We start from the raw sequence: 23,885 nt of genomic DNA, 5'->3' as shown, positions 1-23,885 counted from the left end.
TTGGATAATCCAATGTGTTTCTTTATTTATTTGGTTTCAATTCAAATTTTATCGTTCTATTTTCACGCGTAAACTCCGGTCTATACGTAGCGATATACGTATTTTCTTTCGCTACGTCAAATAGCATGATATCTTGAATTTTTTCATCTGGTGCTAACTTTTTACTAATAAAGCTATCAGGGTTATTATATTCTTTAAATCTTGTACCTTTCTTATCGGTAATCTCAAATTCATAAAATGCAAAAGGTATTTCCTTTTTACTATTATTTTCTACTTTGAAAATAATCCCCAAAATCTCCTCTTTCTTTTTATCCTCATCATAATCCGGATATCCTAATTTAACTGAATCGATAGTTACTTGCAAACCATCTACGTCTACTGTCTCCCCTATTTTATACACTTTATCTTGAACATCTTCTTGTTTACTTTCATTACTATCTTTAGTCTCAGTGCAAGCACTTAAACTAAAAGCTATGCCAAAAATTAAAACAATTTGACTTACCTTTTTTAACATACTCTTTCCTCCACATAAGACAATATTTCATATGTATTATAACAAAACGCTTTACTCTTTCTTGTCATATTTTGTCGTATTAATTGCTAACTGCACAAATAGAAAAAAGCTATCTTCTACAAAAGATAGCTTTCAGGATGCCGATGAAACCTTAAGCCCAATGACACCCAAAACAATAAAAAGAATACAAAATGCTTGAAATAAACTAATATGCTCTTTAAAAAAGTACACACTAATGATTGTAATAAGTAATGTTCCAACGCCAGACCAAATAGCATAAGCAATACTTAAATGAATCTTCTTCACAACGATGGCGAACACACTGAAGCAAATTCCATAAAATACGAAAATCAATACACTTGGAACGAGCTTTGTTAAACCATTTGATAGTTTCATCGCAATTGTTCCAGCCACTTCAAAAATAATTGTAACAAGTAATAATAGCCAATATACCATACTAGAATCTCCTTCTCTGTTACCTTATAGAGATTCTAGTATACTACTTATAGTCCTAATGAAATATATTTAATTTCTAAATATTCCTCGATGCCGAAATGGCCTCCTTCACGGCCGATACCACTTTCTTTAAAGCCACCGAATGGTGCTTGTGCAACTGATGGAAGACCGTCATTTAGACCGATAATACCGTACTCTAACGCTTCACTAATTTGGAATGCTTGGCTAATGTCTTTCGTGAAAATATACGCAGCTAAACCGTATGGTGTATTATTTGCACGTTCGATTACTTCATCAACTGTTTTAAATTTCGCAACTGGTGCCACTGGCCCAAATGTTTCTTCATTCATACAAAGCATCGTATCATTTGCCAACCCAATTACAGTCGGTTGAATGAAATGTCCCTCTAACTCTGCGACCTTTTCACCACCATATAAAACGGTTCCACCTTTTTGAATAGCATCTTCAATATGTTCTTGTACTTTTGAAACTGCATTCTCATCAATAAGTGGTCCGACAGTCGTTCCGTCACCGAAACCGTCTCCTACTTTCAACTGCCCTACTGCCCTTTGGAACTTCTCTACAAATACTTCGTATACTTCTTCTTGAACGAATACTCGGTTTGTACATATACACGTTTGTCCTGCGTTACGGAATTTCGAACCAATCACCGCTTCTACTGCTTTATCTAAATCTGCATCATTCATTACGATAAACGGAGCGTGACCACCTAACTCAAGTGAAACTTTTTTCATCGTTTGCGCCGCACTAGCCATTAACTCTTTCCCAATTTCCGTTGACCCTGTAAAGGACACTTTTCGAACGCGACTATCTTCCATCCATGTATCAGCAATTGCTTTTGCACTACCTGTTACGATATTAATTACACCCTTTGGAATATCCGCTTCATGAGCTAATTCAGCTAATTTTAATGCAGTTAGCGGCGTTTGACTTGCCGGTTTCACAACGGCTGTACAGCCTGCTGCAAGCGCTGGGGCTACCTTTCTCGTAATCATAGCAGCTGGGAAGTTCCAAGGTGTAATAGCTGCCATAACGCCAACTGGTTGCTTCATAACTAAAATGCGCTTATTCGGATGAGCAGCAGGAATCATTTCACCATACACACGTTTCCCTTCTTCTGCATACCATTCAACAAAACTATTTGCATAATTTACTTCACCAAGCGCTTCTGCAAACGGCTTTCCTTGTTCCTTCGTCATAATCGCTGCGATCTCTTCTTTATTTTTATCAATAAGCATGAACCACTTTTTTAACTTCGTTGCACGATCTGCTGCCGTTAACTTAGACCACGTTTTAAAAGCTTCATGTGCAGCATCAACAGCTTGCTTTGCCTCTGTTACTCCGCCTTTTGGTACAGTTGCAAATATTTCCTTCGTCGCAGGATTATTTACTTCAATTTGTTCTTGTAGTGTAATCCACTCACCATTTATATACATCGCCTTTCTATCTATACTTACGAAAGTCGCCTTTTTATCCAATGTTTTCTTCCTCCTCTATGAACTTCTTAATTTTCCTAGTAGCAGCAGATTGACTAATTTGCAAAAACTCAGCTACTTTATAACTTGATCCATACGTTTTATACGCTTTAAGAATAATATTTCTCTCTACCTCTTCCAGCATTTTATAAAGGCTTTGCCCCGATTGTTCAACTGCAGCCTCTTGCATAGAGAGTGGCAAATCCTCTACCGTTACAACATCATCGACAGTAATAACAATTCTCTCAATTACATTCTCTATTTCTCTATTGTTTCCTTCCCACGGATATCCAACAAACATTTGTAACGTACTCGGCGCTAGTTTCACATCACGTCCGTATTTTTTATTAAAGTGCTGCAAGTAATGATAAATAAGCGGTAAAATATCTTCTGTCCTTTCCCTAAGCGGGGGAATTGCAATTGGAATGACATTCAAACGATAGTATAAATCTTTCCGAAATGTTCCTTGTTTCACCATCTCACTTAAATCTCTATTTGTTGCTGCCACAATTCGAACATCCACTTTTTTTAATTCTCTTCCGCCTATAGGACGAAATGTTTTTTCTTGCAATACTTGCAAAAGCTTCGCTTGAATTTCAATCGGCATTTCACCGATTTCATCTAAAAAAAGAGTTCCTTTATGCGCGGATTCTAATAGTCCCTTTTTCCCTTCACGATTCGCACCTGTAAAAGATCCACCTGAATATCCAAAAAGCTCTGATTCAATTAAATTAGTTGGCAATGCCGCACAATTAATTTCATAGAAACTTTCATTCTTACGGTGACTCACTTCATGTAAATGGCGTACTAATCGACTTTTCCCAACTCCAGTTTCGCCTAAAACGAGAACAGTACTATCCACTACAGATACTTTTTTAATTGTATCGACTATTTTTTGCATAGCTAGACTTTTAAAAATAAGTCCTTCATGCTCATATGTTTCTCTTAATTCTTTTTTATATGTTTTTAGCTGATTATCCATTTCCTCTACCTTTTGACGTAATTGATAGAGTTCAGTAAGGTCCCGAGAATAACTAATCACTCTTCTTAAATTTCCCTCATCATCAAAAACAGGCCTTGTACGAACGTGTAAATACTCTCCTGATTTTGTAGTTTGAACGAGTTCAATTGGCCTCTTTTTTTCAATCACTTCTAATGTCGCTGATGGATAAAAGATTCCATCCTTTTGTAGTTCTTTTACATGCTTACCCACTAACTCTTCGGCAGCTAGTTGGTAGTGCCTTTCACATGTACTATTTACACGCACAACGATTCCCTGCTCATCTGTAACAAAAATTTCGTCAAACGCATATTCAAATACATCTTTTAAATCCATTAAAACTCGTTCCTTTTCTGCAACCATCCTAGCCACCCCTAACTTCAAATCCATCGATCCACTTCACTACCTTTATTATAAAGCGAATTTTCTGTATTTAATATAGAGTCAGCTAGAATGTTTGCTATTTATCCTTCAGTTTTTAAACACGAGCTATGTTTGTTTGCTCATAACAAGCTTGCAATGATTCTTCAATTATTGTTAAACCTTCTTCAAGTTGCTCATCTGTAATAACTAAAGGCATTAACACACGGATAACATTTCCATATGTTCCTGCTGATAATAACAGTAACCCACGCTTATTTGCTTCTGCACATAGATTAGCCGTTAACGTTTTGTCAGGTGCTTTCGTCTTACGGTCTTGAACGACCTCAAATGCACACATTGCTCCTAACCCACGCACATCACCAATGCAATGATATTTATTTTTCATCTCTTCGAATCGGTTCATTACGACTTTTCCTAATTCTATCGCTCTATCATTTAAATTCTCTTTTTCTATTACATCCAGTACTGCTAATGCTGCCGCACATCCTAATGGACTTCCTGCATACGTTCCACCAAGTTCACCTGGTGCAGATTCATTCATAATTTCTTTACGTCCAATGACACCACTTATCGGTACACCAGCCCCTAATGATTTAGACACTGTAATTAAATCTGGAACGACATCATAGTGATCAATTGCAAAATATTTTCCTGTACGACTAAAGCCTGTTTGTATTTCATCCGCTACAAATAAAATGCCGTTCTCTGAACAAATGCGGCGTACTTCTTGAACAAATTTCTTACTTGGGACGATAAATCCACCTTCCCCTTGAACAGGTTCCATTACAACAGCTGCGATTGTTTCTGGTGCTACTTCCGATATGAAGAAGTTCTTAAACTCTTCAATAATAAAATCATCATACTGCTCTTCCGTTAATCCCTCTGGGCGACGGTATTCGTATGGAAATGGCGCTTTATATACTTCTGGAGCAAAGGGACCAAATCCAAATTTATATGGCTTCACTTTACTTGTCATCGTCATTGTCATTAATGTACGCCCGTGGAAACCTTTAGAAAATGCGATAATACCAGGTCTCTTCGTATATTTACGAGCGATCTTCACCGCGTTCTCAACTGCTTCTGCACCACTATTTAAAAAGAGGACTTGCTTATCGAAACTTCCCGGTGCCAATGCCGCAAGCTTTTCCGCTAATTCAATATATGGCTCATACATCATGACATTAAATCCAGTATGAATGTATTGATCGACTTGTTTATGGAGCGCTTCTTTAACCGTTGGATGACAATGCCCTACGTTAATTGTCCCAATTGCTCCTGCAAAATCAATGTACTGATTACCATCAACATCTGTTACAAGAGCACCATTGGCAGATTGTACAAACGTTGGGATGCCGTTACTTACTCCTTTTGGTACTATATTTTGACGGCGTTCTAATAAAGATGCCGCTTTCGGTCCTGGAATTTGTTCATTTACTTTAGCAAATTTTTTTGTGTTCATTGCGTACCCCATCCTTTTCTTTACATTGTTTTCTCTTTTTATTGCAAAATGTATGCCAACTTTCTTTTCTAGCATTTATCCTATATTCTTTGTATCCAGGCATAAAAAATAAGTCTATAAAGACTCATTAAGAGTCTTTATAGACTTATTTTCCTTACACATTAGACTTTTCTTTCTCCCAGAAAAACTCACCCGATTGAGAAATAAACTCTCCAACAGAATCTAACACTAAATCAGCAAGTGGTTCTAATGTTGGACGGTCTCCCGTACCAGATAGCACCCCAATTGCATAGCAATCGCCATTTTTGGCTAAATGTAAATCAGTTGGCGTATCTCCAACAACCGCAACCTCACATGATTCTAAATTAAATTTCTCACAAAACACTTCTATAATCTTTTTATCTGGTTTTTGCGCAGGGAATGTATCCGAGGCTATAATATAATCAAAAAAGTTCTCCAACTTATATTGTTTTAAAAATAATTCTGTTGGTGCGAAATCATCTGCCGTGACAACCCCTAATATAAATCCTTTATCTTTTAATGCCTGTAACACTTTCGGTAAATCTGCTGTCATTTTCATATGCGAACGATGCTCATACATAAGGGAAAATAACTTCTCACTTACCCAATGGTGCATCTCTTCTTCTCTAGCAGACTCAATATAATTACAAAGCCCCTTCGCTACATCAAGGCTTGTTCCAGCAGCTATTGCACTCCTCGGATTAACAAATGCTCCCTCTACACCAATCTCTTCTAATAAGGTCTGCCCTATTGTACTTGGTAAATGATATAAACTTATACATTCAGCTACAAGTTCTTCAGCTACTTTTATCCATATTGAATGAAAATCCATTAATGTCCCATCTTTATCAAATAGTATTGCTTTTACCTTCTCCATAGCATCCTACCTCTCGTTTCTTATCTCCTCCAGTGTATCAATAAAATATGGATGTAAAATAAAAGAATTGTAAAAATACCATAAAAATCAAACTAACTCCCAATTTACAATTCATTTTAACAAAGTAAAAAAGGATGCCTTTACAGGGCATCCTCTTGATGTTCAGGAACAAATAGTTCTAAACAATGATATATATTTTCGAATTCCATCGGTGCATCTCCACCATACTCACCATCTAAATTAATCATTAGTTTATCTGGTGAATGTACTTTAATTCGGTTCGCTTGTGTATATAACACTTTTGGATTATTAATATGTTCACCACGTTGTGCTTGTGTTGCTGCTTTAATTAAATCAGCGATAGAACCTTTTTTCAGTACTAATAGGTCAAATAACCCATCGTTAATAGATGCATACGGTGCTACCTTTTCAAATCCACCTACTGAACGAGTATTCGTAATTAAAAACATCGTAATTTCTTCTTGTAGTAACTTTCCATCATACTCAATTTCAACATATGTCGGATGCAATGATGGTAACATCTCGATACCTTTTAGGTAATAAGCAAGTTGTCCTAATACTGTCTTTAACTTACTCGGTACTTCGTATGTTAATTCTGTAATACGACCGCCACCAGCGATGTTAATAAAATATGTATCGTTCGCTCTACCAAGGTCTAATGGCACTGTTTTTCCTTCGCAAATAATATCTGCTGCCTCTTCAATAGAACGAGGTACACCAATTGCACGTGCAAAGTCATTTGTCGTTCCAACTGGAATAATTCCAAATTTCGGACGGAATTCATGCCCAACTAAACCGTTTACTACTTCATTTAATGTACCGTCGCCACCAGCCGCAATAACAACATCAAACTTACGATCCGCAGCTTGCCTCGCCGCCACAGTAGCGTCTCCAGGACCCGTTGTCGCATGACAAGATGTCTCATAGCCAGCTTGTTCTAATTTTTGTAATACTTCTGGTAAGCTCTTCTTAAATAGCTCACGCCCAGAAGTAGGATTATAAATAATTCTTGCTCGCTTCATCATTTATTAGCACAGGAAATTTCTTTATGTATCGAAAAAGAACATACTGAACTTCTATTCAGTATTCCCATGCCTACCTCCTCTCATCTTGCTATCCTTCTTTTATCCCGCTCAAACAGGCAGTAAGAACCCGATTCGTGTAGTCCATCAAAAGTAAATATTCATTTCAATGGTTTTTTATTTGACTCCAAAATTTATCCCGCTATTTGCGGGCAGTAAATGCCCAATTGGTGAGGGCTAATAATCAGCTTTGGATGAACCTCCTACTGATTAAAGTTTCACTTTATTTCTATCCATTCTTCCATAAAAATTTACATATAACGAATAATAACTATCTATTATTTCATGAGATGAAAAAAACCTCTATGTTTAGATTTATCATTATTCCCACCTTTTTGCAACTATCATACCATAGTTGCTATACAAACATTTTTCCACTTTTGACAGTTAATCAAACGTTTGTTTAAACGATTTTGTCTCATTTAAACAAACGTTTGATTAACCTAGAAAAACACCCATGTACGGGTGTTTTTCTGCTTAATCTTTAAAAGTCACTACTATTATCGCTTATTAATCTCTTCAAGTAAGATTTTGTTAACAAGTGGTGGATTTGCTTGTCCTTTTGTAGCTTTCATAATTTGACCAACTAAGAAGCCAATTGCACGGTCTTTACCGTTTTTAAAGTCTTCGATAGATTGCTCATTATTATCAAGAATTTCTGTTACAACTTTACGAAGTGTACCCTCGTCAGAAATTTGAACAAGACCTTTCGCTTTAACGATTTCTTCTGGGTCTCCACCTTTTTCAATTAATTCGTTAAATACTTTCTTCGCGATTTTAGAAGAAATTGTACCTTTTTCAATTAATTGAACCATTTTAGATAAACCAGCAGGCGTTAATGCAACGTCTTTTAATTCTTTTTGTTGTTTGTTTAAGTATGCAAGTACTTCACCCATTAACCAGTTCGATGTTAATTTCGCATCAGCACCGTCTGCAACAGTTGCTTCAAAGAAATCAGACATCTCTTTCGTTAATGTTAACACGTGTGCATCATAAGCTGGTAAGCCTAATTCTGCAACGTAGCGAGCTTTACGTGCATCTGGAAGTTCTGGAATAGAAGCTCGAACTGCTTCTTTCCACTCATCATCGATGTAAAGTTCAACTAAGTCTGGCTCCGGGAAGTAACGGTAATCGTCAGATCCTTCTTTCACACGCATTAAGATTGTTTTCTTTGTTGCTTCATCATAACGACGTGTTTCTTGTTGGATAATGCCACCAGATAACAGTTCTTTTTCTTGGCGCACTTGCTCATGCTCAAGACCTTTTTGTACGTAAGTGAATGAGTTTAAGTTTTTCAGTTCCGCTTTTGTACCGAACTTCTCTTGTCCAACTGGACGAAGAGAAATGTTCGCATCACAACGTAAGGAACCTTCTTCCATCTTACAATCAGATACACCGGTGTATTGAATGATTGATTTTAACTTCTCTAAGTATGCATATGCTTCTTCTGGCGTACGCATATCTGGCTCAGATACGATCTCGATTAAAGGCATACCTTGACGGTTGTAGTCTACTAATGAACCATCAGCTGTATGCGTTGATTTACCAGCATCTTCTTCTAAATGAAGACGTGTAATACCGATACGTTTCTTTTTACCGTCTACTTCGATTTCAATCCAACCATTTTCACCAATTGGCTTATCAAATTGAGAGATTTGGTAAGCTTTCGGGTTATCTGGATAGAAATAGTTTTTACGGTCAAACTTCGTTTCCGTTGCGATTTCACAGTTTAATGCCATTGCAGCTTTCATTGCAAAGTTAACTGCTTCTTTATTTAAAGTAGGAAGTACCCCTGGGTATCCTAAGTCAATTACACTTGTTTGTGTATTTGGCTCCGCTCCGAATTCTGTTGGACTCGCAGAGAAAATTTTCGAATTTGTTTTTAACTCAACGTGAACCTCTAAACCAATAATTGTTTCTAAATTCATCTATGCTCGCCTCCTTACAGACTTGCTTTTTTTGTATGATAGTCTGTTGCTTGCTCAAACGCATGTGCAACGCGGTAAATTGTCGCTTCATCGAAGTGTTTACCAATGATTTGTAGACCAAGTGGCATGTTGTTAGCACCGAATCCACATGGAACAGAAATCGCTGGAACACCCGCTAAGTTTACTGGGATTGTTAAAATATCATTTGCATACATTGTCATTGGATCGTCAACTTTTTCGCCCACTTTAAATGCCGGAGTTGGCGTTGTTGGTCCAATAATAACATCATAGTTAGCAAATACATTTTCAAAGTCGTTCTTAATTAATGTACGTACTTGTTGTGCTTTTTTGTAATATGCATCATAGTAACCAGAGCTAAGCGCAAATGTACCAAGCATAATACGACGTTTAACTTCATCACCGAAACCTTCACTACGTGTGTTTTTGTAAAGATCTAATAAGTTATTTACATTATCAGAACGAACACCGTAACGCACGCCATCAAAGCGTGAAAGGTTTGCAGATGCTTCAGAAGAAGATAGTAAGTAATACGTTGCTAGAGCGTATTTAGAGTGTGGAAGCGATACTTCCTCCCAAGTTGCGCCCATACCTTCTAATACTTTTAAAGCAGCTAGTACTGACTCACGAGCTTCTTCGCCAACACCTTCGCCTAAGTATTCTTTCGGTACAGCAATGCGTAAACCTTTAACATCGCCTGTTAAACCAGCTAAATAGTTTCCAACTTCAACGTTTGCAGAAGTTGCATCCATGCGGTCAATACCTGAAATAGCTTGTAATAAGTATGCATTGTCTTCTACTGTACGTGTAATCGGTCCGATTTGGTCAAGTGAAGATGCGAATGCTACTAATCCGTAACGAGATACGCGTCCATAAGTTGGTTTTAAACCTACAACACCGCAATATGCAGCTGGCTGACGGATAGAACCACCCGTATCAGAACCTAGAGAGAATAGTACTTCTCCTGCTGCTACAGCTGCTGCAGAACCACCACTAGATCCGCCCGGAACGTAATCTAAGTTCCATGGGTTTTTCGTAGCGTAGAATCCTGAGTTTTCATTTGAAGAACCCATTGCGAACTCGTCCATGTTTAATTTACCGATTGTAATTGTGTCAGCAGCTTTTAGCTTTTGCACAACTGTCGCATCATAAATTGGATCGAAGTTTGCTAATATTTTGCTCGCACAAGTTGTACGAAGACCGTTAGTTACAATGTTATCTTTTACACCAATTGGCATACCGAATAATAAACCATTATCTTCAGCGCCGATTTTTGCATCTAATTCTTTCGCTTTTGCGCGTGCATTTTCTTCATCTAATGTAAGAAAAGCTTTTACGTTATCTTCAACATCCGCAATACGTTTGTAAGATTCTTCTACTAAATCCGTAACGGAAATTTCTTTGTTGTTTAACTTCTTATGTAACTCTGATACTGAATGATCAAATAATGACATCGAAATTCCCCTCCTCTATTCTAATACTGCTGGAACACGGATTTGATTATCTTTGTGATCCGGTGCATTTTTTAATACTTCTTCAACTGGTAAACCTTTTTCTGGTACATCTTCACGCATAACATTTTTCATAGTTAATACATGAGTTGTTGGTTTTACATCTGTTGTATCTAATTCATTTAACTGTTCTGCAAATGTAACAATTGCATCTAGTTGTTTTTGAAATTTTTCTGCTTCTTGATCAGTAATTGCAAGACGTGCTAAATGTGCTACGTGCTTTACATTCTCAACGGAAATTCTTGACACGGCTAGGCCACCTCCATAATATATCGTTCAATCTACAATACTATTGATGATACCAAATTTTCAGTACTTCAAGCAAGTCAACACAGAGTACTTACGCCATTTTTACATAAAAAAAGAAAGGCAAATGCCTTTCTTTACAATTTACTCTTTATCTAACGGTTTATTTTTCGGAAATCTCTCGTTATCTTCTTCATTATCACGAATTGTTTTTTGTAATACAAAACAAGACATCGTTAAAAATAATGTTCCAATTAAATAGTATCCTTTTACACTAAGCGTTTCATCTAACGTATAAATCCCAATTAGCATACCTGAAAGTGCACAAACAAATGAAGTCCATGCTAAAAACGTGAACGCTTGCGTATTACGTCTTCTCATCGTTCTCCCCCTCGTTAGCTGTATACCCATTATAGATAAGTATATTTACCATGATGGATTTTTATGTAAATTCTAGTTTTATATTTATAAATCTATCATAAAAGAATACTATTTTAAAGAAAGTTTTCTGCCTAATCTGAAAAAACAATTAAAATCATTGACAATTATTTCTATTCTACATAAAATAAAAATAAATATTACGAACTTCGAAATATACGGGAGTGGAATTAATTGTTGCAATATGAACATTTTTTAGACTTACTGCTAGATAACGCCAAGAAACTTTTCTATCCTGAAGAATGGGTAAGCCTAGATTTAACACTTTCTAAAACAGAAGTATTTTGTTTACTTTGGATGGAACGAAATACAGATATTACAATGACGAAAATTGCTGATCTTCTTGATATACCGATGAGTACAACAACGGGCGTTGTAAATCGCCTTGTAAAAAAGGGATATATTGAACGCTACCGTGATGAAAATGACCGACGTATTGTATTAATTCGGTTAACAGAAAACGGCGTAATGCTCGTTCAAGAAGTAAAACAAAATGCGGCCCATTACTTTAGCTTAGTAACAGAAGCATTATCAGAAGAAGAAAAAGCATTCTTACTACAAATCTTCCAAAAAATCATGGATCACATCGCTACGTCACAGCAAAAAACAGAAGAAAAGATTTCTACACCTAAAATGAAAAACATTCCGATTGAATAAAACCCTATCTGGGTTTTTATTCAATCATTTACTTCGGCACTCGTAATATTCGACATTCGGAACAAAGGGGATATGAATGATGAGAATTATCTTGTATACAGGTAAAGGCGGCGTAGGAAAAACTAGCATTTCAGCAGCAACAGCAATTCAAAGTGCGAAACAAGGATTAAAAACATTAGTAATGAGCACAGATCCTGCTCATAGTTTAGGAGATTCATTTGGTATAAAGCTATCTTCTGAGCCATTAGAAGTTCGTAAAAATTTGTGGGCACAAGAAATTAATACGATTTATGAGATGGAAAAAGGCTGGGGAAAATTACAGAAATATATTACACTACTCTTCACTTCCAAAGCAGCCGATGATATTACAACAGAAGAATTAACGATGTTTCCCGGTATGGAAGATTTAATTAGCCTACTTCGCGTACTCGATTATTATAAACAAAACACATATGATGTTATCATTATTGATTGTGCCCCAACAGGAGAAACATTAGCAATGCTAAGCTTTCCAGACATGCTCGGCTGGTGGATGGAAAAATTATTTCCTATTAAAAGAAAAGTTTTAAAAGTCGTTCGTCCTGTAGCTCAACCACTCCTTGGTGTCCCTCTTCCAACCGACGATATTATGGACGAATTAACAAGTACACTTGAACAGCTCGGAGAAATGAGAGATATTTTATCAAATCGAGAAGTAACAAGTATCCGCATCGTTGTAAATCCTGAAAAAATGGTCATTAAGGAAGCCCAGCGCAGCTTTACTTATTTGAATTTATACGATTATAACGTAGATGCCATTATGATTAACCGCGTCATCCCTAACACTGTCACCGATCCTTATTTTCAGGCATGGAAAGATGCACAGAAGAAATATAAAACATTAATTCAAGATAGTTTTCAACCCCTTCCTATTTACGAAGCTCCAATGTTTGAACAAGAAGTTGTTGGTTTGTCTATGTTAGAACGTGTAGGAGATTCTTTATTTAAAACTGATCATTCCCCTACAGAAGTGAAATTTAACGGGCGCACTCAATATGTAAAAAAGGATGGCGATGAGTATATTTTCGTTCTGTCCATTCCCTTCTCAAACAAAAGTGAACTTTCCTTAAATCAAAAAGGTGATGAACTTATTATTCGAGCGGGTTCTGTTAAACGGAACATCACGTTACCAAAAACATTAACACACCTTTCTATTCAAGGAGCAAAATTTGATGAAGATGTACTAAATATTCGGTTTGGAGGTGTAGTCCATGCATGAGGAATTACTACGAAGGGTAATTCGTACAAAAGTAAAAGTCGGGATGCATATATTAGAAGAGCTACCTAATCCAATCCAGCAATCCGCTAAGCAAATATTAAATATTTTACAAGAGGAACTAGCTGCTTATTCGATAGAACGAGAGCATCATGAAGTTAATTTAAAAAATATCATAATTGATTAACTATCTCTGTATAGATGGCCTTTTTTTAGGCTTTCTATACTTTATTGGAGTGATGTAAATTGATGAAAAAACATTCCACTACTATACTCTGGATTATTCCCTTATTATTTTTCATTCATAACCTTGAAGAAGCTTTCCAAATGCCACAATACCTTGCTAATCAATTTTCAATCCGTCTTATAACTAGCCAACAATTTTTCATTGCCATTTCCGTATTAACAATCTTTGTATTACTTATCGTCTTTCTATATCAACTTAACTTCTTGTCTTCTATATGCTGGATTATTTTTATACAAGGGGCCATCTTCTTCAACTCTGTTCAACATATTATTTTGTTTTTCATTTATCGCTCCTATAACCCCGGCGTAATATCCGCATTTTTCATTACTCTCTTTTCTATTTTCTTTTTTTTATCAAAAAAACACTTAATTCATCAAAAGCAATTCGTAATTACACTCCTTTTCAGCTTATTTTCTTATCCCATTATAATTGGGATTACCTTACTACTCGCTAGCTGCTTTCAGTAATAAAAAAAGACCAGGAAAACTCCTGGTCTATTACTCTACTTAACAAACATTGGATTCTATATTATACAGAATTGGAAGGTACAGAATTATGGTTTGTTTTGTTTGTTAAGTAGATTATATGTTGAACGAACTAACAGCGGAGGGGTTCCTTCTGTTAGTCCATTAAACCCAATGATTATTTTACGATTTTTTCAAGCTCCTCAAGTGAAAGATCTACTGAAATGGAACCATCATTTGTTTCTTTCTTAATTGCATCTGTTACTTCTTTTGAATGGTATAATTCAATTACTTTTTTCAGTGTTGGATCATCTTTATCTTTCGTACGAGCTGCGAAAATATTAATATAAGGCTTCGCATTTTCATTCTTTGGATCTTCTAAGAAAATAGGATCCTTCGCTGGATCTAATCCAGCTTGACCAGCAACACCGTTATTAATAACTGATGCCGCTACATCTTTTAACACACGAGGTGTTTGCTGTGCGATAACCGGTGTAATTTTTAATTTCTTCGGATTTTCAGCAATACCACTTGGATCTCCAAATAGACCAAAGTCTTTTTTAAGCTTTAATAATCCAGCTGCATCAAGAAGTTTTAATGCCCGTGCTTGGTTCGTTGGATCGTTTGGAATTGCAATTTCTGAACCATCTGGGATTTCATTTGCTTTCTTATATTTTTCAGAGTATAAACCCATTGGCGCAATTTGCGTTGTACCAACAGCTGTAATATCTAACTTATGCTCTTTTTTAAATTGCTCTAAGAAAGCAATATGCTGGAATGAGTTTAGTTCAATATCTCCATCAGCTAGCGCCTTATTTGGCGTTGTGTAATCAGAGAACTCAACCAGTTTAATTTTAATTCCTTCTTTTTCAGCTTTCCTCTTCAAAATTTCCCAAGCGTCTCCATCCGTTCCAGTTACACCAACGCGAACTACTTTTTCTTTAGCTCCTGCCCCTATGTCTCCACTTGAACAGCCACTTAACGCTGAAACTCCTACAATCGCTGATAATGCAAATGCTAAAATTTTCTTCATTTTCTTTTACCCTCTTCCTTTTTATGATCTGCGTAAAAAGACTTTCGCAAAGTAGTTTCCTAAATTTTGAGCTACCTGTACAAGAATGATAAGTAAAACGACCGTTACGAACATAACTGATGTATCAAAACGTTGATAACCATATGTCATCGCTAAATCACCAAGACCGCCACCACCGACAAGCCCAGCAACTGCAGAAAATTCAATTAAACCAACTGTCATAAATGTAACCCCTAAGATCAATGGCGCTAACGCTTCTGGCACAAGAATTTCAAAAACAATTCTAATTGGCGAAGCCCCCATTGCTTGAGCTGCTTCAATGACTCCCTTTGGAACAGAAACAAGATTTGTTTCAACTATTCTAGCAATGCCGATTGATGCAACTAACGTCATTGGGAAGATTGCTGCTGCTGTTCCAATCGTCGTTCCGATAACACTTCTTGTTAGTGGGCTTAAAGCTACTAAAAAGATAATGAATGGAACCGGACGAATTGTATTAATAATGATATTAAGAATAGAAAAGACCCATTTATTTTCTAAAAAGTTTCCTTTTCTCGTTACATATAATAGTAAACCTAGGGGTATACCAAGAATTGTAGCGAATATAAGGGTTACAATTACCATTAAGAGGGTATCCCCCGTCGCATCTAGTATGCGCGGCCAAAATATACTCCAATCAACTCGCATGAGCTTCTACCTCCTTCAGCTGCACTTGCAGTCTTAGATGTTGTAATGCTTTTTGAATTTCCCTCTGCTCACCTTGCAACTCTACAAGAAGATTTCCAAATAGCACATTTTGAAGTTCAATAATATTTCCGTACAGTACATTTACATCGACGTTATAGTTTTTTGCGATATATGATAGTACCGGCTGTCCTGTCTCCTCACCAGTAAATGTTAGACGATAAATTTGACCACCATTTTGAATTTTCGCTAGAACACTTTCCGGTAAATGATCATTAATGACAGAACGTACAAAGTTTTGAGTCGTCTTTGTTTTTGGTTGCGTGAAAACATCAAACAGTTTTCCTTCTTCAATAACTTTTCCTTTCTCCATTACAGCTACACGGTGACAAATTTCTTTCACAACATGCATTTCATGTGTAATAAGAAGAATTGTTAAATTGTATTCTCTATTTACTTTCTTTAATAAGTTTAGAATTTCTGTCGTTGTTTCTGGATCTAAGGCTGATGTTGCCTCATCACATATAAGAATATCTGGCGATGTCGCAAGTGCTCTAGCAATGCCCACACGCTGCTTTTGTCCACCTGATAGCTGCTCTGGGTAATAGTTTGCTTTATCTTCTAACCCTACAAACTTCAGCAGTTCATTTACTCTTTCTTTTATCTCATTCTTTGGTACTTTCGCTAACTTTAATGGATAAGCAATATTTCCAAATACTGTTCTTGAATTAAATAAATTAAAACTTTGAAAAATCATTCCAATTCTTTGTCTCAGTTTACGTAATTCTTTCGTCGATAATGATGTAATATCTTTATCATCTATTGAAATCGTTCCTGCCGTCGGTCTCTCTAACATATTTACTAAGCGTAATAACGTACTCTTTCCAGCGCCACTAAAACCAATAATGCCAAAAATTTCGCCTTTCTCAACTGATAATGTTACATCCTCCACCGCATGAACAGATTGCCCAGCTGATTCATACACTTTACTTACATTGTTAAAAGAAATCATTTTTTCCCCTCCTATATGCTGTAAAAACTTGAAGCAGAGCTTTCGAGGTAAAATAAAAAGTGCCCTCCTTCTTATCAACCATAAAGATAAGAAGGAGAGCACTTATATGTACTCGTTCACATCTTCTCATCTTCCAAGCCTTTATATGGCTTGCTGGAGTTAGCACGGTATTAAAAAAACCCGTTGCTGAGGTATCGTAGGGCCAGTCCCTCCACCTCTCTGGATAAGAATGTATCGATTTAATTGTCGTTTAATTAATTCTCATTATAGAACTCAGAATAATAAGAGTCAATACATTTTTTAGAAAAATATTAATTATTCCTTTATTAAAATTTTCAGATGAAAATTCATGAGAAAATAGTAACTTTCAAGGTTATTTAAAATTCTTTTTCCTCATATTTTTAAACAGGAGAATCCTCTCTACGAATTGAATAAATTTATTTGAATATGAAACTCGGAGGAAGATAAATATATGAAAACAGCTCTTTTACTCGTCGATATTCAAAACGATTATTTTCCAAATGGAAAGATGGAATTGCGTAATCCAGTAGAAGCAAGCGAATATGCTAATCAGTTATTACAACACTTTAGAACAAACAACGAACCTATTTTTCATATCCAACACGTAGCTATAAAAGATGACGCTACTTTTTTCCTACCTAATACAGAAGGTGTACATATTCACGAAAGCGTACGTCCACTTAGAGAAGAAACAGTTATAGTCAAACATTATCCAAATAGCTTCCGAGAAACTAATCTTCTAGAGCAATTAAAACGTTTAGATATTGAACATGTCGTTGTATGCGGGATGATGACTCATATGTGTATTGATGCTACAGTAAGGGCTGCATTCGATTTTGACTTTCAATGTACCGTTATACATGATGCTTGTGCTACAAAAGACCTTTCTTTTAAGAACGCTACTATACCAGCTGTTTATATTCACAATACAATTTTAGCTAGTTTAAATGGTGTATATGCAAATGTAATAAGCACGAAAGAATTTTTAGCTACATAAAAAAAACACTCCTTTCAGTGAGCAAAACCGAAAGGAGTGTTCCTTGTCGAACCATAGATTTTCTTTCAAATTGTATTATACAGGAAATTCTCAAAATGAATACTAAAAAAAATGACTAATAAGTCAACTTTTCTCATCATTTTATTTCTGTTCACATGTTTATCCCGCTATTAATAGGTTTTAGCTCATTCCTTTCGAACGATAGTAATATATAGGATTTCAATTTTAAAAGGAGCTCTTCACATTCTGTGAAGAGCTCCTCTACTATTTCTTATAAAGTTTCAGAAGTAGTTTTTGCTTGCATGTGAAGTGCTAAGTAATCAGGTCCACCAGCTTTAGAGTCTGTACCAGACATGTTAAAGCCACCGAATGGTTGGTATCCTACGATTGCACCAGTACATCCACGGTTGAAGTATAAGTTACCTACGTGGAAGTCTTCACGTGCTTTTTCAATATGGTCACGGTTGTTAGAGATAACTGCTCCTGTTAAACCGTATTCTGTATTGTTTGCAATTGCAAGTGCATGATCGAAGTCTTTCGCTTTACAGAATGCTACTACTGGTCCGAAGATTTCTTCTTTCATTAAGCGAGCATCTTCTGCAACGTCAGCAACGATTGTTGGTTGGATGAACCAGCCTTTAGAATCGTCTCCTTCGCCACCTGCTAAGATTCTACCTTCTTCTTTACCAATTGCAACATAGCTCATTACTTTATCGAATGCAGCTTGGTCATTAACAGGACCCATGTTTGTACCTAATACTGCTGGGTTAGCAACTGTTAATTCTTTTGTTAATTCAACAGCACGATTTAATACGTGATCGTATACATCTTCATGGATTACTGCACGAGAACATGCAGAACATTTTTGTCCTGAGAATCCGAATGCTGATGCAACGATAGACTTAGCTGCTAATTCAAGATCTGCTTCTTTATCAACAACGATTGTATCTTTACCGCCCATTTCAGCGATAACGCGTTTTAACCAAATTTGTCCTGGGTTTACTTTCGCTGCACGCTCATAGATACGGATACCTACATCACGAGATCCCGTGAAGCTTACGAAACGTGTACGAGGATGATCTACTAAGTAGTCACCAACTTCAGAACCGTTACCTGGAACGAAGTTTACTACGCCAGCTGGTAATCCAGCTTCTTCCAATACTTCCATAAATTTCGCTGCTACTACAGGAGTTGTACTAGCTGGTTTTAGTAATACTGTGTTACCAGAAACTAAAGCAGCTGTTGTCATACCTGCCATAATTGCGAATGGGAAGTTCCAAGGAGAAATGATAACACCTACTCCTAATGGAATGTAAGAGAAACGATTATATTCAATTGGACGGCTTTCTACTGGAATACCGTCTTTTAATTTTAACATTTGACGACCATAATATTCCATAAAGTCGATTGCTTCTGCTGTATCAGCATCTGCCTCATTCCATGGCTTACCTGCTTCTTTTACAAGAATAGCAGAGAATTCATGTTTTCTGCGACGAACGATTGCTGCAGCACGGAATAAAATGTCTGCACGCATTTCTGGCTTTGATTTTCTCCAAGTTTGGAATGTTTCATCCGCTACTTGCATTGCTTTTTCAGCTAACTCACGGCTTGCTTTTGAAACACGACCAACAAGTTCCTCTTTATTTGCAGGGTTTACAGAAACAATTTTGTCTTCTGTAGTGATTTTTTCTCCCCCAATAATTAATGGATAGTCTTGTCCAAGATAAGATTCTACTTTCTTTAAACCTTCTTCAAACGCTAATTTGTTAGCCTCCACTGAAAAATCTGTAAATGGCTCATGTTTGTATGCTACTACCATTCTTTTTAGCCTCCCCTTAGAAAAACGTTTACATTTTACAACATTATTCTACACGATAATTTAGATTTATTCAAATATTCCTAGACTTATATTTTAAAAATTAATAAATTTTTAAAATATAATAAAAAAAGAGATCCATACATGGGTATGAATCTACAAAATATGAGTATATTCCAAAACATTTTTTCCAATCAATAATATGGTAACTAATAAAAATAAAGTCCTCACATATCCAACACCTTTTTGAACCGCAAACTTCGATCCAAAATAAGCACCTAAGATCATTGATAATCCCATGATAATACCGTATTCAAAATGAATTATGTCTAAAAATAAAAAAGTAATTAAAGATACAATATTACTAACAAAATTCAAAAGTTTTCCAGATGCTGCTGCTTGAATAAAATCCAAGCCAATTAATAAAAATGCAAAAATTAAAAACGACCCTGTCCCTGGTCCAAAAAATCCATCATAAAATCCTATCATTAAAATAACAAAGAAAAATATTAATGTTTTTCTTTGCGTCATCTTCTTATAGGTAGACACACTTCCCCAATTCTTTTTTGCAATAATATAAATAGCAATAAATACCAACATTACAAGTACTAATGGGCGTAAAATATCCGATGGAATAAATTTTACTACTAAAGCGCCTGCCACAGCTCCAACAATAGTTAACGGGATTAACTTTCCTACAATTTTAAAATCAACTTTTCCTGATCGAATGAAATACATCGCACTCGTAAATGTCCCCATTGTTGCCGCTAATTTATTCGTTGCAATTGCCGAAGCTGGCGATAGGCCAACAAACATAAGTGCAGGAAGCGAAATTAACCCTCCTCCTCCAACAACGGAATCAATAAAAGCTGCTAAAAAACCGAATGCAATTAATAAAATAATGACTTGAAAACTTAATTCGTCCATGAGCTTTACCCCTTCCCCCTATTTTTTACAACATTTTAAATTATAACAAAATTACATAAGAAAAAAAGCTGTTCCATAGAGGAACAGCCTTCATATTTAATCTAAAATTTTCACAAGTGGTTCATCTTTTTTTGCTTCACGTATAATAATAGCTTCTGGGCGTTCTACAGATTTAATCGTTACTTGTACTTTCATATAATTCGGGAAGTATTCCATAACAAGCCCTGCCACATATTGTGTAAAACCAACTATTTCAGCTTTTCCATTAAACTGGACAGGAATATCAAGCTTCATTTCTCTTAATTCATCATCTCTATACATACCAGTACCAATAACAGCTGTATAGTCTCCTTGGAAATAATCGCTTAGTTTTGCCTTAAAGTTGGATACTCTTGCAAGATCTTCACGTTTATTATCTGTTTTCGCTTGCTCTGATGGGAACAAATAATATTTTTCATTAATTTGTTTCCAATCTTCAACCGTTTCACTACCTTTTTCGACATTTGCATAAGAAACAAAATTACCTGGCACGAGCGAAGACTTTGGAGCTTGGCGATAAATCGCAAATGTTATCGGAATATTTTTTGTTTCAGGTTCTTTTTGATGTATGACTTTCAAAATTTCTTGCGCCATTTTTTTCCCTTCAGCTAACATCTTTTCATCTGGGATTGCAGCTTCACGTGGGTAACCATGCTCTTCGTTAAAATATTGAACAGAATTCATCGCTAATCCAACTACCATACCAACACGTTCCTCGTCGTTATCGCCTTTTTTCACATAATAATCATGCTCTAAAATATTTGAAATATATATTGGATTTTTTTTATTTTTCACTTCTAGTGATTCGGATCCTGTTCCTAAGGCAGGATTTAATCCTATATTAGGAAATTTAACTGCATCTTTTTTTAATTTTTCCTCTAGTTCCTTTTGTTCAGCATCTGTACGTTTTCTTTTAACAAGCATCTGTATAGTTTGAGTATCTAGAGCTTTTCCGCCTTTTAAAAAATTATCTTTCGTACTAAATGATTCTTTTGCAATTCGCATTAATCCTGTTTCAAATTCATCTATATCAAGGCGACTATTTAACCCTTGCACCACTAAACCACGTGCCTTTCCACCATCAAATGGAATAGTCGTCTTATAATATTCATCCGAAATAGCGTATTTTGGAACAACTGATTGTTCTTTTGCTTTCCCCGATTTCCCAGCCACTTTTTCATCTTTGTCGGCACCTGCACTACACCCACTTACAAGTAGGCCAAGGCTTAATACCGCTAATGCTATTTTTTTCATGGTAAGTTTGCACCTCTTACTTATTTAGCTCTTGTAAGAACCTCTCTTCATTCCAAACCTCAACATTATGTTTCTCCGCTTGTGCTAATTTCGAACCAGCTGCTTCACCTGCAACAACCAAATCCGTACTCTTACTAACACTTCCTGTTACTTTTCCACCTAATGCCTCAATCTTCTTCTTCGCTTCACTTCGTCCCATAACTTCTAGCTTACCTGTTAAAACAACCGTTTTTCCTGCGAAGTAAGATTCAACATTTTGTAAATCTGCAATTTTTATACCTTTGTATGTCATATTCACGCCATACTCTTTAAACTGCTGTAATAACTCTAATACATCTTCATTATCAAAATATGTCACAACAGATTGAGCCATTTTTTCGCCAATTTCATTAATTGCTTTTAGTTCTTCTTCCGTTGCTTTTACAAGCTCATCCATCGTTTCAAAGTGCTCTGCAAATGTACGTGCTGCTTTCGCTCCAACGTGGCGAATTCCAAGACCAAATAATAATCGCTCTAACGAGTTTTCTTTAGAATTTTCAATTGCTTGTATTAAGTTTGTTGCTGATTTTTCACCAAAACGTTCTAACTGTAATAATTGCTCTTTCGTCAATGCATATAAATCAGCAAATGTACGAATGTAATCAGCATCAAAGAGTTGTGTAATGACACGTTCTCCAAGTCCATCAATATTCATTGCATTTCTTGAAACGAAATGGATTAACCCTTCTCGAATTTGAGCAGGACAAGTTGGATTTATACAACGAAGTGCTACTTCTTCTTCTAAACGAACAAGTTCACTCTCACATGCTGGACAATGAGTTGGCATGCGGTATTCTTCTTCCTCACCAGTACGCTTATCAAAAATAACGTTCACAACTTCAGGAATAATATCTCCAGCCTTCTTCACAACAACGTAGTCACCAATTCGAATGTCTTTTTCGCGAATTAAATCTTCGTTATGTAAAGAAGCACGACGAACAATCGTACCAGCAACTCTCACTGGCTCTAGTTCTGCAGTCGGTGTTACAACCCCTGTTCGGCCAACACTTAATTCAATGCCTGTTAATCTCGTTACAACTTCTTCAGCCGGAAATTTATAAGCAATCGCCCACCTTGGACTCTTCGCTGTAGTTCCTAGACTTTCTTGAAGAGCAACATCATCTACTTTTATAACGATTCCATCAATCTCATAATCAAGATGCGGACGTTTTTCTTGCCATTCTTCTACATAAGCTATAACTTCTTCAATTGTTTCACATGTACGGCGATTTGGATTTGTCTTAAATCCAAGTTCACCTAAGAAATCCAGCGATTCACTATGTGATGAAATTGTTTTTTCTTCTACATTCGCAAGACCATACACAAACATAGATAAGTTACGCTTCGCTGCAATTTTCGGATCAAGTTGACGTATTGAACCTGCTGCTGCATTACGCGGATTCGCAAATACATCTTCTCCATTTTGCTCTTTTTCTTCATTTAGTTTAACGAATGAACGCTTCGGCATATAAGCTTCGCCTCGTGCTTCTAACGTTACTTCTTCATTTAAACGAAGTGGGATAGCTTTAATCGTTTTTAAATTTTGAGTAATATCTTCACCCGTTACACCATCACCACGTGTCGCCCCTTGAATGAAGCGTCCTTTTTCATAATGAAGCGAAACGGCAAGCCCGTCAATTTTTAATTCACATATATATCTTACATTTGCACCATCAATTCCTTGACGTACTCTTCTGTCGAAATCACGTAAATCTCCTTCGTTAAATGCATTTCCTAAACTTAACATTGGTGACTTATGTGTTACTTTTTCAAATATATCAAGAACAGTTCCCCCAACGCGAACGGAGGGAGAATCTTCACTCATAAACTCTGGGTTCTCTGCTTCTAATTTTATAAGCTCCTGCATATTACGGTCATATTCCGCATCAGAAACAGAAGGATTGTCTAATACGTGATATTGATAGTTAAATGTATTTAACAAATCACGTAATTCTTCTATACGTTTTTTTGCTATCTCTTTTGACATAT

The 23,885-nt window shown here is 36.2% G+C and carries 23 protein-coding genes and 1 riboswitch; of the genes, 5 read left to right on the top strand and 18 right to left on the bottom strand.

Annotated features, from left to right (window positions below):
• Positions 1–22: 22 nt before the first annotated feature.
• The 11 genes from CGQ22_RS19615 to CGQ22_RS19565 form a co-directional block, all read right to left on the bottom strand.
• Entirely contained in the window at positions 23–514 is a 492-nt protein-coding gene (locus CGQ22_RS19615) for a DUF4352 domain-containing protein (RefSeq protein ID WP_000915104.1), read from the bottom strand.
• 132 nt (positions 515–646) lie between these two features.
• On the bottom strand, positions 647–970 hold the full coding sequence (locus CGQ22_RS19610) for a DMT family transporter (RefSeq protein WP_000263262.1): 324 nt from the start codon (positions 968–970) through the stop codon (positions 647–649).
• A gap of 47 nt (positions 971–1,017) precedes the next feature.
• Positions 1,018–2,469 (bottom strand): NADP-dependent succinate-semialdehyde dehydrogenase, encoded by a 1,452-nt coding sequence (gene gabD, locus CGQ22_RS19605; protein WP_074593414.1) that lies wholly within the window; start codon positions 2,467–2,469, stop codon positions 1,018–1,020.
• Entirely contained in the window at positions 2,462–3,829 is a 1,368-nt protein-coding gene (locus tag CGQ22_RS19600; RefSeq protein ID WP_000225140.1) for a sigma-54 interaction domain-containing protein, read from the bottom strand. Before CGQ22_RS19600 ends, gabD begins: the two co-directional genes overlap by 8 nt.
• Positions 3,830–3,944: 115 nt before the next feature.
• Positions 3,945–5,309: a 4-aminobutyrate--2-oxoglutarate transaminase gene (gene gabT, locus CGQ22_RS19595; protein ID WP_002163831.1), complete on the bottom strand. Its 1,365-nt coding sequence runs from the start codon at positions 5,307–5,309 to the stop codon at positions 3,945–3,947.
• A gap of 154 nt (positions 5,310–5,463) precedes the next feature.
• Positions 5,464–6,207, bottom strand: a complete 744-nt coding sequence (locus CGQ22_RS19590) for an HAD family hydrolase (protein WP_000416660.1) — start codon at positions 6,205–6,207, stop codon at positions 5,464–5,466.
• 140 nt (positions 6,208–6,347) lie between these two features.
• Positions 6,348–7,253 carry a diacylglycerol kinase gene (locus CGQ22_RS19585; RefSeq protein WP_000977679.1) on the bottom strand — a complete coding sequence of 302 codons (906 nt, stop codon included), beginning with the start codon at positions 7,251–7,253 and terminating at the stop codon, positions 6,348–6,350.
• 557 nt (positions 7,254–7,810) lie between these two features.
• Positions 7,811–9,238, bottom strand: coding sequence for an Asp-tRNA(Asn)/Glu-tRNA(Gln) amidotransferase subunit GatB (gene gatB / locus CGQ22_RS19580; RefSeq protein ID WP_001047685.1), 1,428 nt, complete (start codon positions 9,236–9,238; stop codon positions 7,811–7,813).
• Positions 9,239–9,252: 14 nt separating this feature from the next.
• Positions 9,253–10,710 (bottom strand): Asp-tRNA(Asn)/Glu-tRNA(Gln) amidotransferase subunit GatA, encoded by a 1,458-nt coding sequence (gatA, locus tag CGQ22_RS19575; protein WP_000051433.1) that lies wholly within the window; start codon positions 10,708–10,710, stop codon positions 9,253–9,255.
• Between the two features lie 15 nt (positions 10,711–10,725).
• Positions 10,726–11,016, bottom strand: a complete 291-nt coding sequence (gatC, locus tag CGQ22_RS19570; protein WP_000086999.1) for an Asp-tRNA(Asn)/Glu-tRNA(Gln) amidotransferase subunit GatC — start codon at positions 11,014–11,016, stop codon at positions 10,726–10,728.
• 141 nt (positions 11,017–11,157) lie between these two features.
• Complete coding sequence (locus tag CGQ22_RS19565) at positions 11,158–11,394, bottom strand: YiaA/YiaB family inner membrane protein (protein ID WP_001254393.1); 237 nt, start codon at positions 11,392–11,394, stop codon at positions 11,158–11,160.
• 231 nt (positions 11,395–11,625) lie between these two features.
• On the opposite strand from CGQ22_RS19565, the gene CGQ22_RS19560 reads away from it, so the two are divergent.
• The 4 genes from CGQ22_RS19560 (at position 11,626) to CGQ22_RS19545 (ending at position 14,077) form a co-directional block, all read left to right on the top strand.
• On the top strand, positions 11,626–12,108 hold the full coding sequence (locus tag CGQ22_RS19560; RefSeq protein ID WP_000942479.1) for a MarR family winged helix-turn-helix transcriptional regulator: 483 nt from the start codon (positions 11,626–11,628) through the stop codon (positions 12,106–12,108).
• 76 nt (positions 12,109–12,184) lie between these two features.
• Positions 12,185–13,366 carry an ArsA family ATPase gene (locus CGQ22_RS19555; RefSeq protein WP_002181833.1) on the top strand — a complete coding sequence of 394 codons (1,182 nt, stop codon included), beginning with the start codon at positions 12,185–12,187 and terminating at the stop codon, positions 13,364–13,366.
• A complete protein-coding gene (locus tag CGQ22_RS19550) occupies positions 13,359–13,550 on the top strand; it encodes a DUF3926 domain-containing protein (protein WP_000544110.1) in 192 nt (63 codons plus the stop codon). Before CGQ22_RS19555 ends, CGQ22_RS19550 begins: the two co-directional genes overlap by 8 nt.
• A 62-nt stretch (positions 13,551–13,612) precedes the next feature.
• The gene (locus CGQ22_RS19545) at positions 13,613–14,077 is read left to right on the top strand and encodes an HXXEE domain-containing protein (protein WP_002163829.1); all 465 of its coding nucleotides are present in this window, start codon (positions 13,613–13,615) and stop codon (positions 14,075–14,077) included.
• A 175-nt stretch (positions 14,078–14,252) separates the two neighbouring features.
• Here the strand turns inward: CGQ22_RS19545 and CGQ22_RS19540 are convergent, their stop codons facing one another.
• From CGQ22_RS19540 to CGQ22_RS19530, 3 genes are read right to left on the bottom strand one after another with little or no spacing between them, the layout of a single operon-like run.
• Positions 14,253–15,107: a MetQ/NlpA family ABC transporter substrate-binding protein gene (locus CGQ22_RS19540; RefSeq protein ID WP_000721592.1), complete on the bottom strand. Its 855-nt coding sequence runs from the start codon at positions 15,105–15,107 to the stop codon at positions 14,253–14,255.
• A gap of 21 nt (positions 15,108–15,128) precedes the next feature.
• Complete coding sequence (locus CGQ22_RS19535) at positions 15,129–15,794, bottom strand: methionine ABC transporter permease (protein ID WP_089149196.1); 666 nt, start codon at positions 15,792–15,794, stop codon at positions 15,129–15,131.
• Positions 15,784–16,803 carry a methionine ABC transporter ATP-binding protein gene (locus CGQ22_RS19530; protein WP_000622969.1) on the bottom strand — a complete coding sequence of 340 codons (1,020 nt, stop codon included), beginning with the start codon at positions 16,801–16,803 and terminating at the stop codon, positions 15,784–15,786. Before CGQ22_RS19530 ends, CGQ22_RS19535 begins: the two co-directional genes overlap by 11 nt.
• 123 nt (positions 16,804–16,926) lie before the next feature.
• Positions 16,927–17,033, bottom strand: a riboswitch (SAM riboswitch).
• 242 nt (positions 17,034–17,275) lie between these two features.
• Between CGQ22_RS19530 and CGQ22_RS19525 the strand changes: the two genes are divergently transcribed.
• A complete protein-coding gene (locus CGQ22_RS19525) occupies positions 17,276–17,821 on the top strand; it encodes a cysteine hydrolase family protein (protein ID WP_000844905.1) in 546 nt (181 codons plus the stop codon).
• 271 nt (positions 17,822–18,092) lie between these two features.
• Here the strand turns inward: CGQ22_RS19525 and pruA are convergent, their stop codons facing one another.
• The 4 genes from pruA to ligA form a co-directional block, all read right to left on the bottom strand.
• Positions 18,093–19,640, bottom strand: a complete 1,548-nt coding sequence (gene pruA, locus CGQ22_RS19520; protein ID WP_000259554.1) for an L-glutamate gamma-semialdehyde dehydrogenase — start codon at positions 19,638–19,640, stop codon at positions 18,093–18,095.
• A 153-nt stretch (positions 19,641–19,793) separates the two neighbouring features.
• Complete coding sequence (locus CGQ22_RS19515) at positions 19,794–20,564, bottom strand: TSUP family transporter (RefSeq protein ID WP_000343974.1); 771 nt, start codon at positions 20,562–20,564, stop codon at positions 19,794–19,796.
• Between the two features lie 96 nt (positions 20,565–20,660).
• The gene (locus CGQ22_RS19510; protein ID WP_000717032.1) at positions 20,661–21,857 is read right to left on the bottom strand and encodes a CamS family sex pheromone protein; all 1,197 of its coding nucleotides are present in this window, start codon (positions 21,855–21,857) and stop codon (positions 20,661–20,663) included.
• Between the two features lie 16 nt (positions 21,858–21,873).
• Positions 21,874–23,883, bottom strand: a complete 2,010-nt coding sequence (gene ligA, locus CGQ22_RS19505) for an NAD-dependent DNA ligase LigA (protein WP_000031452.1) — start codon at positions 23,881–23,883, stop codon at positions 21,874–21,876.
• Positions 23,884–23,885: the final 2 nt, after the last annotated feature.

The organism is Bacillus sp. M13(2017) (genome assembly GCF_002218325.1).
GTDB classification, from domain to species: domain Bacteria; phylum Bacillota; class Bacilli; order Bacillales; family Bacillaceae_G; genus Bacillus_A; species Bacillus_A thuringiensis_K.
This window is presented reverse-complemented; position numbering and strand designations above follow the sequence as displayed.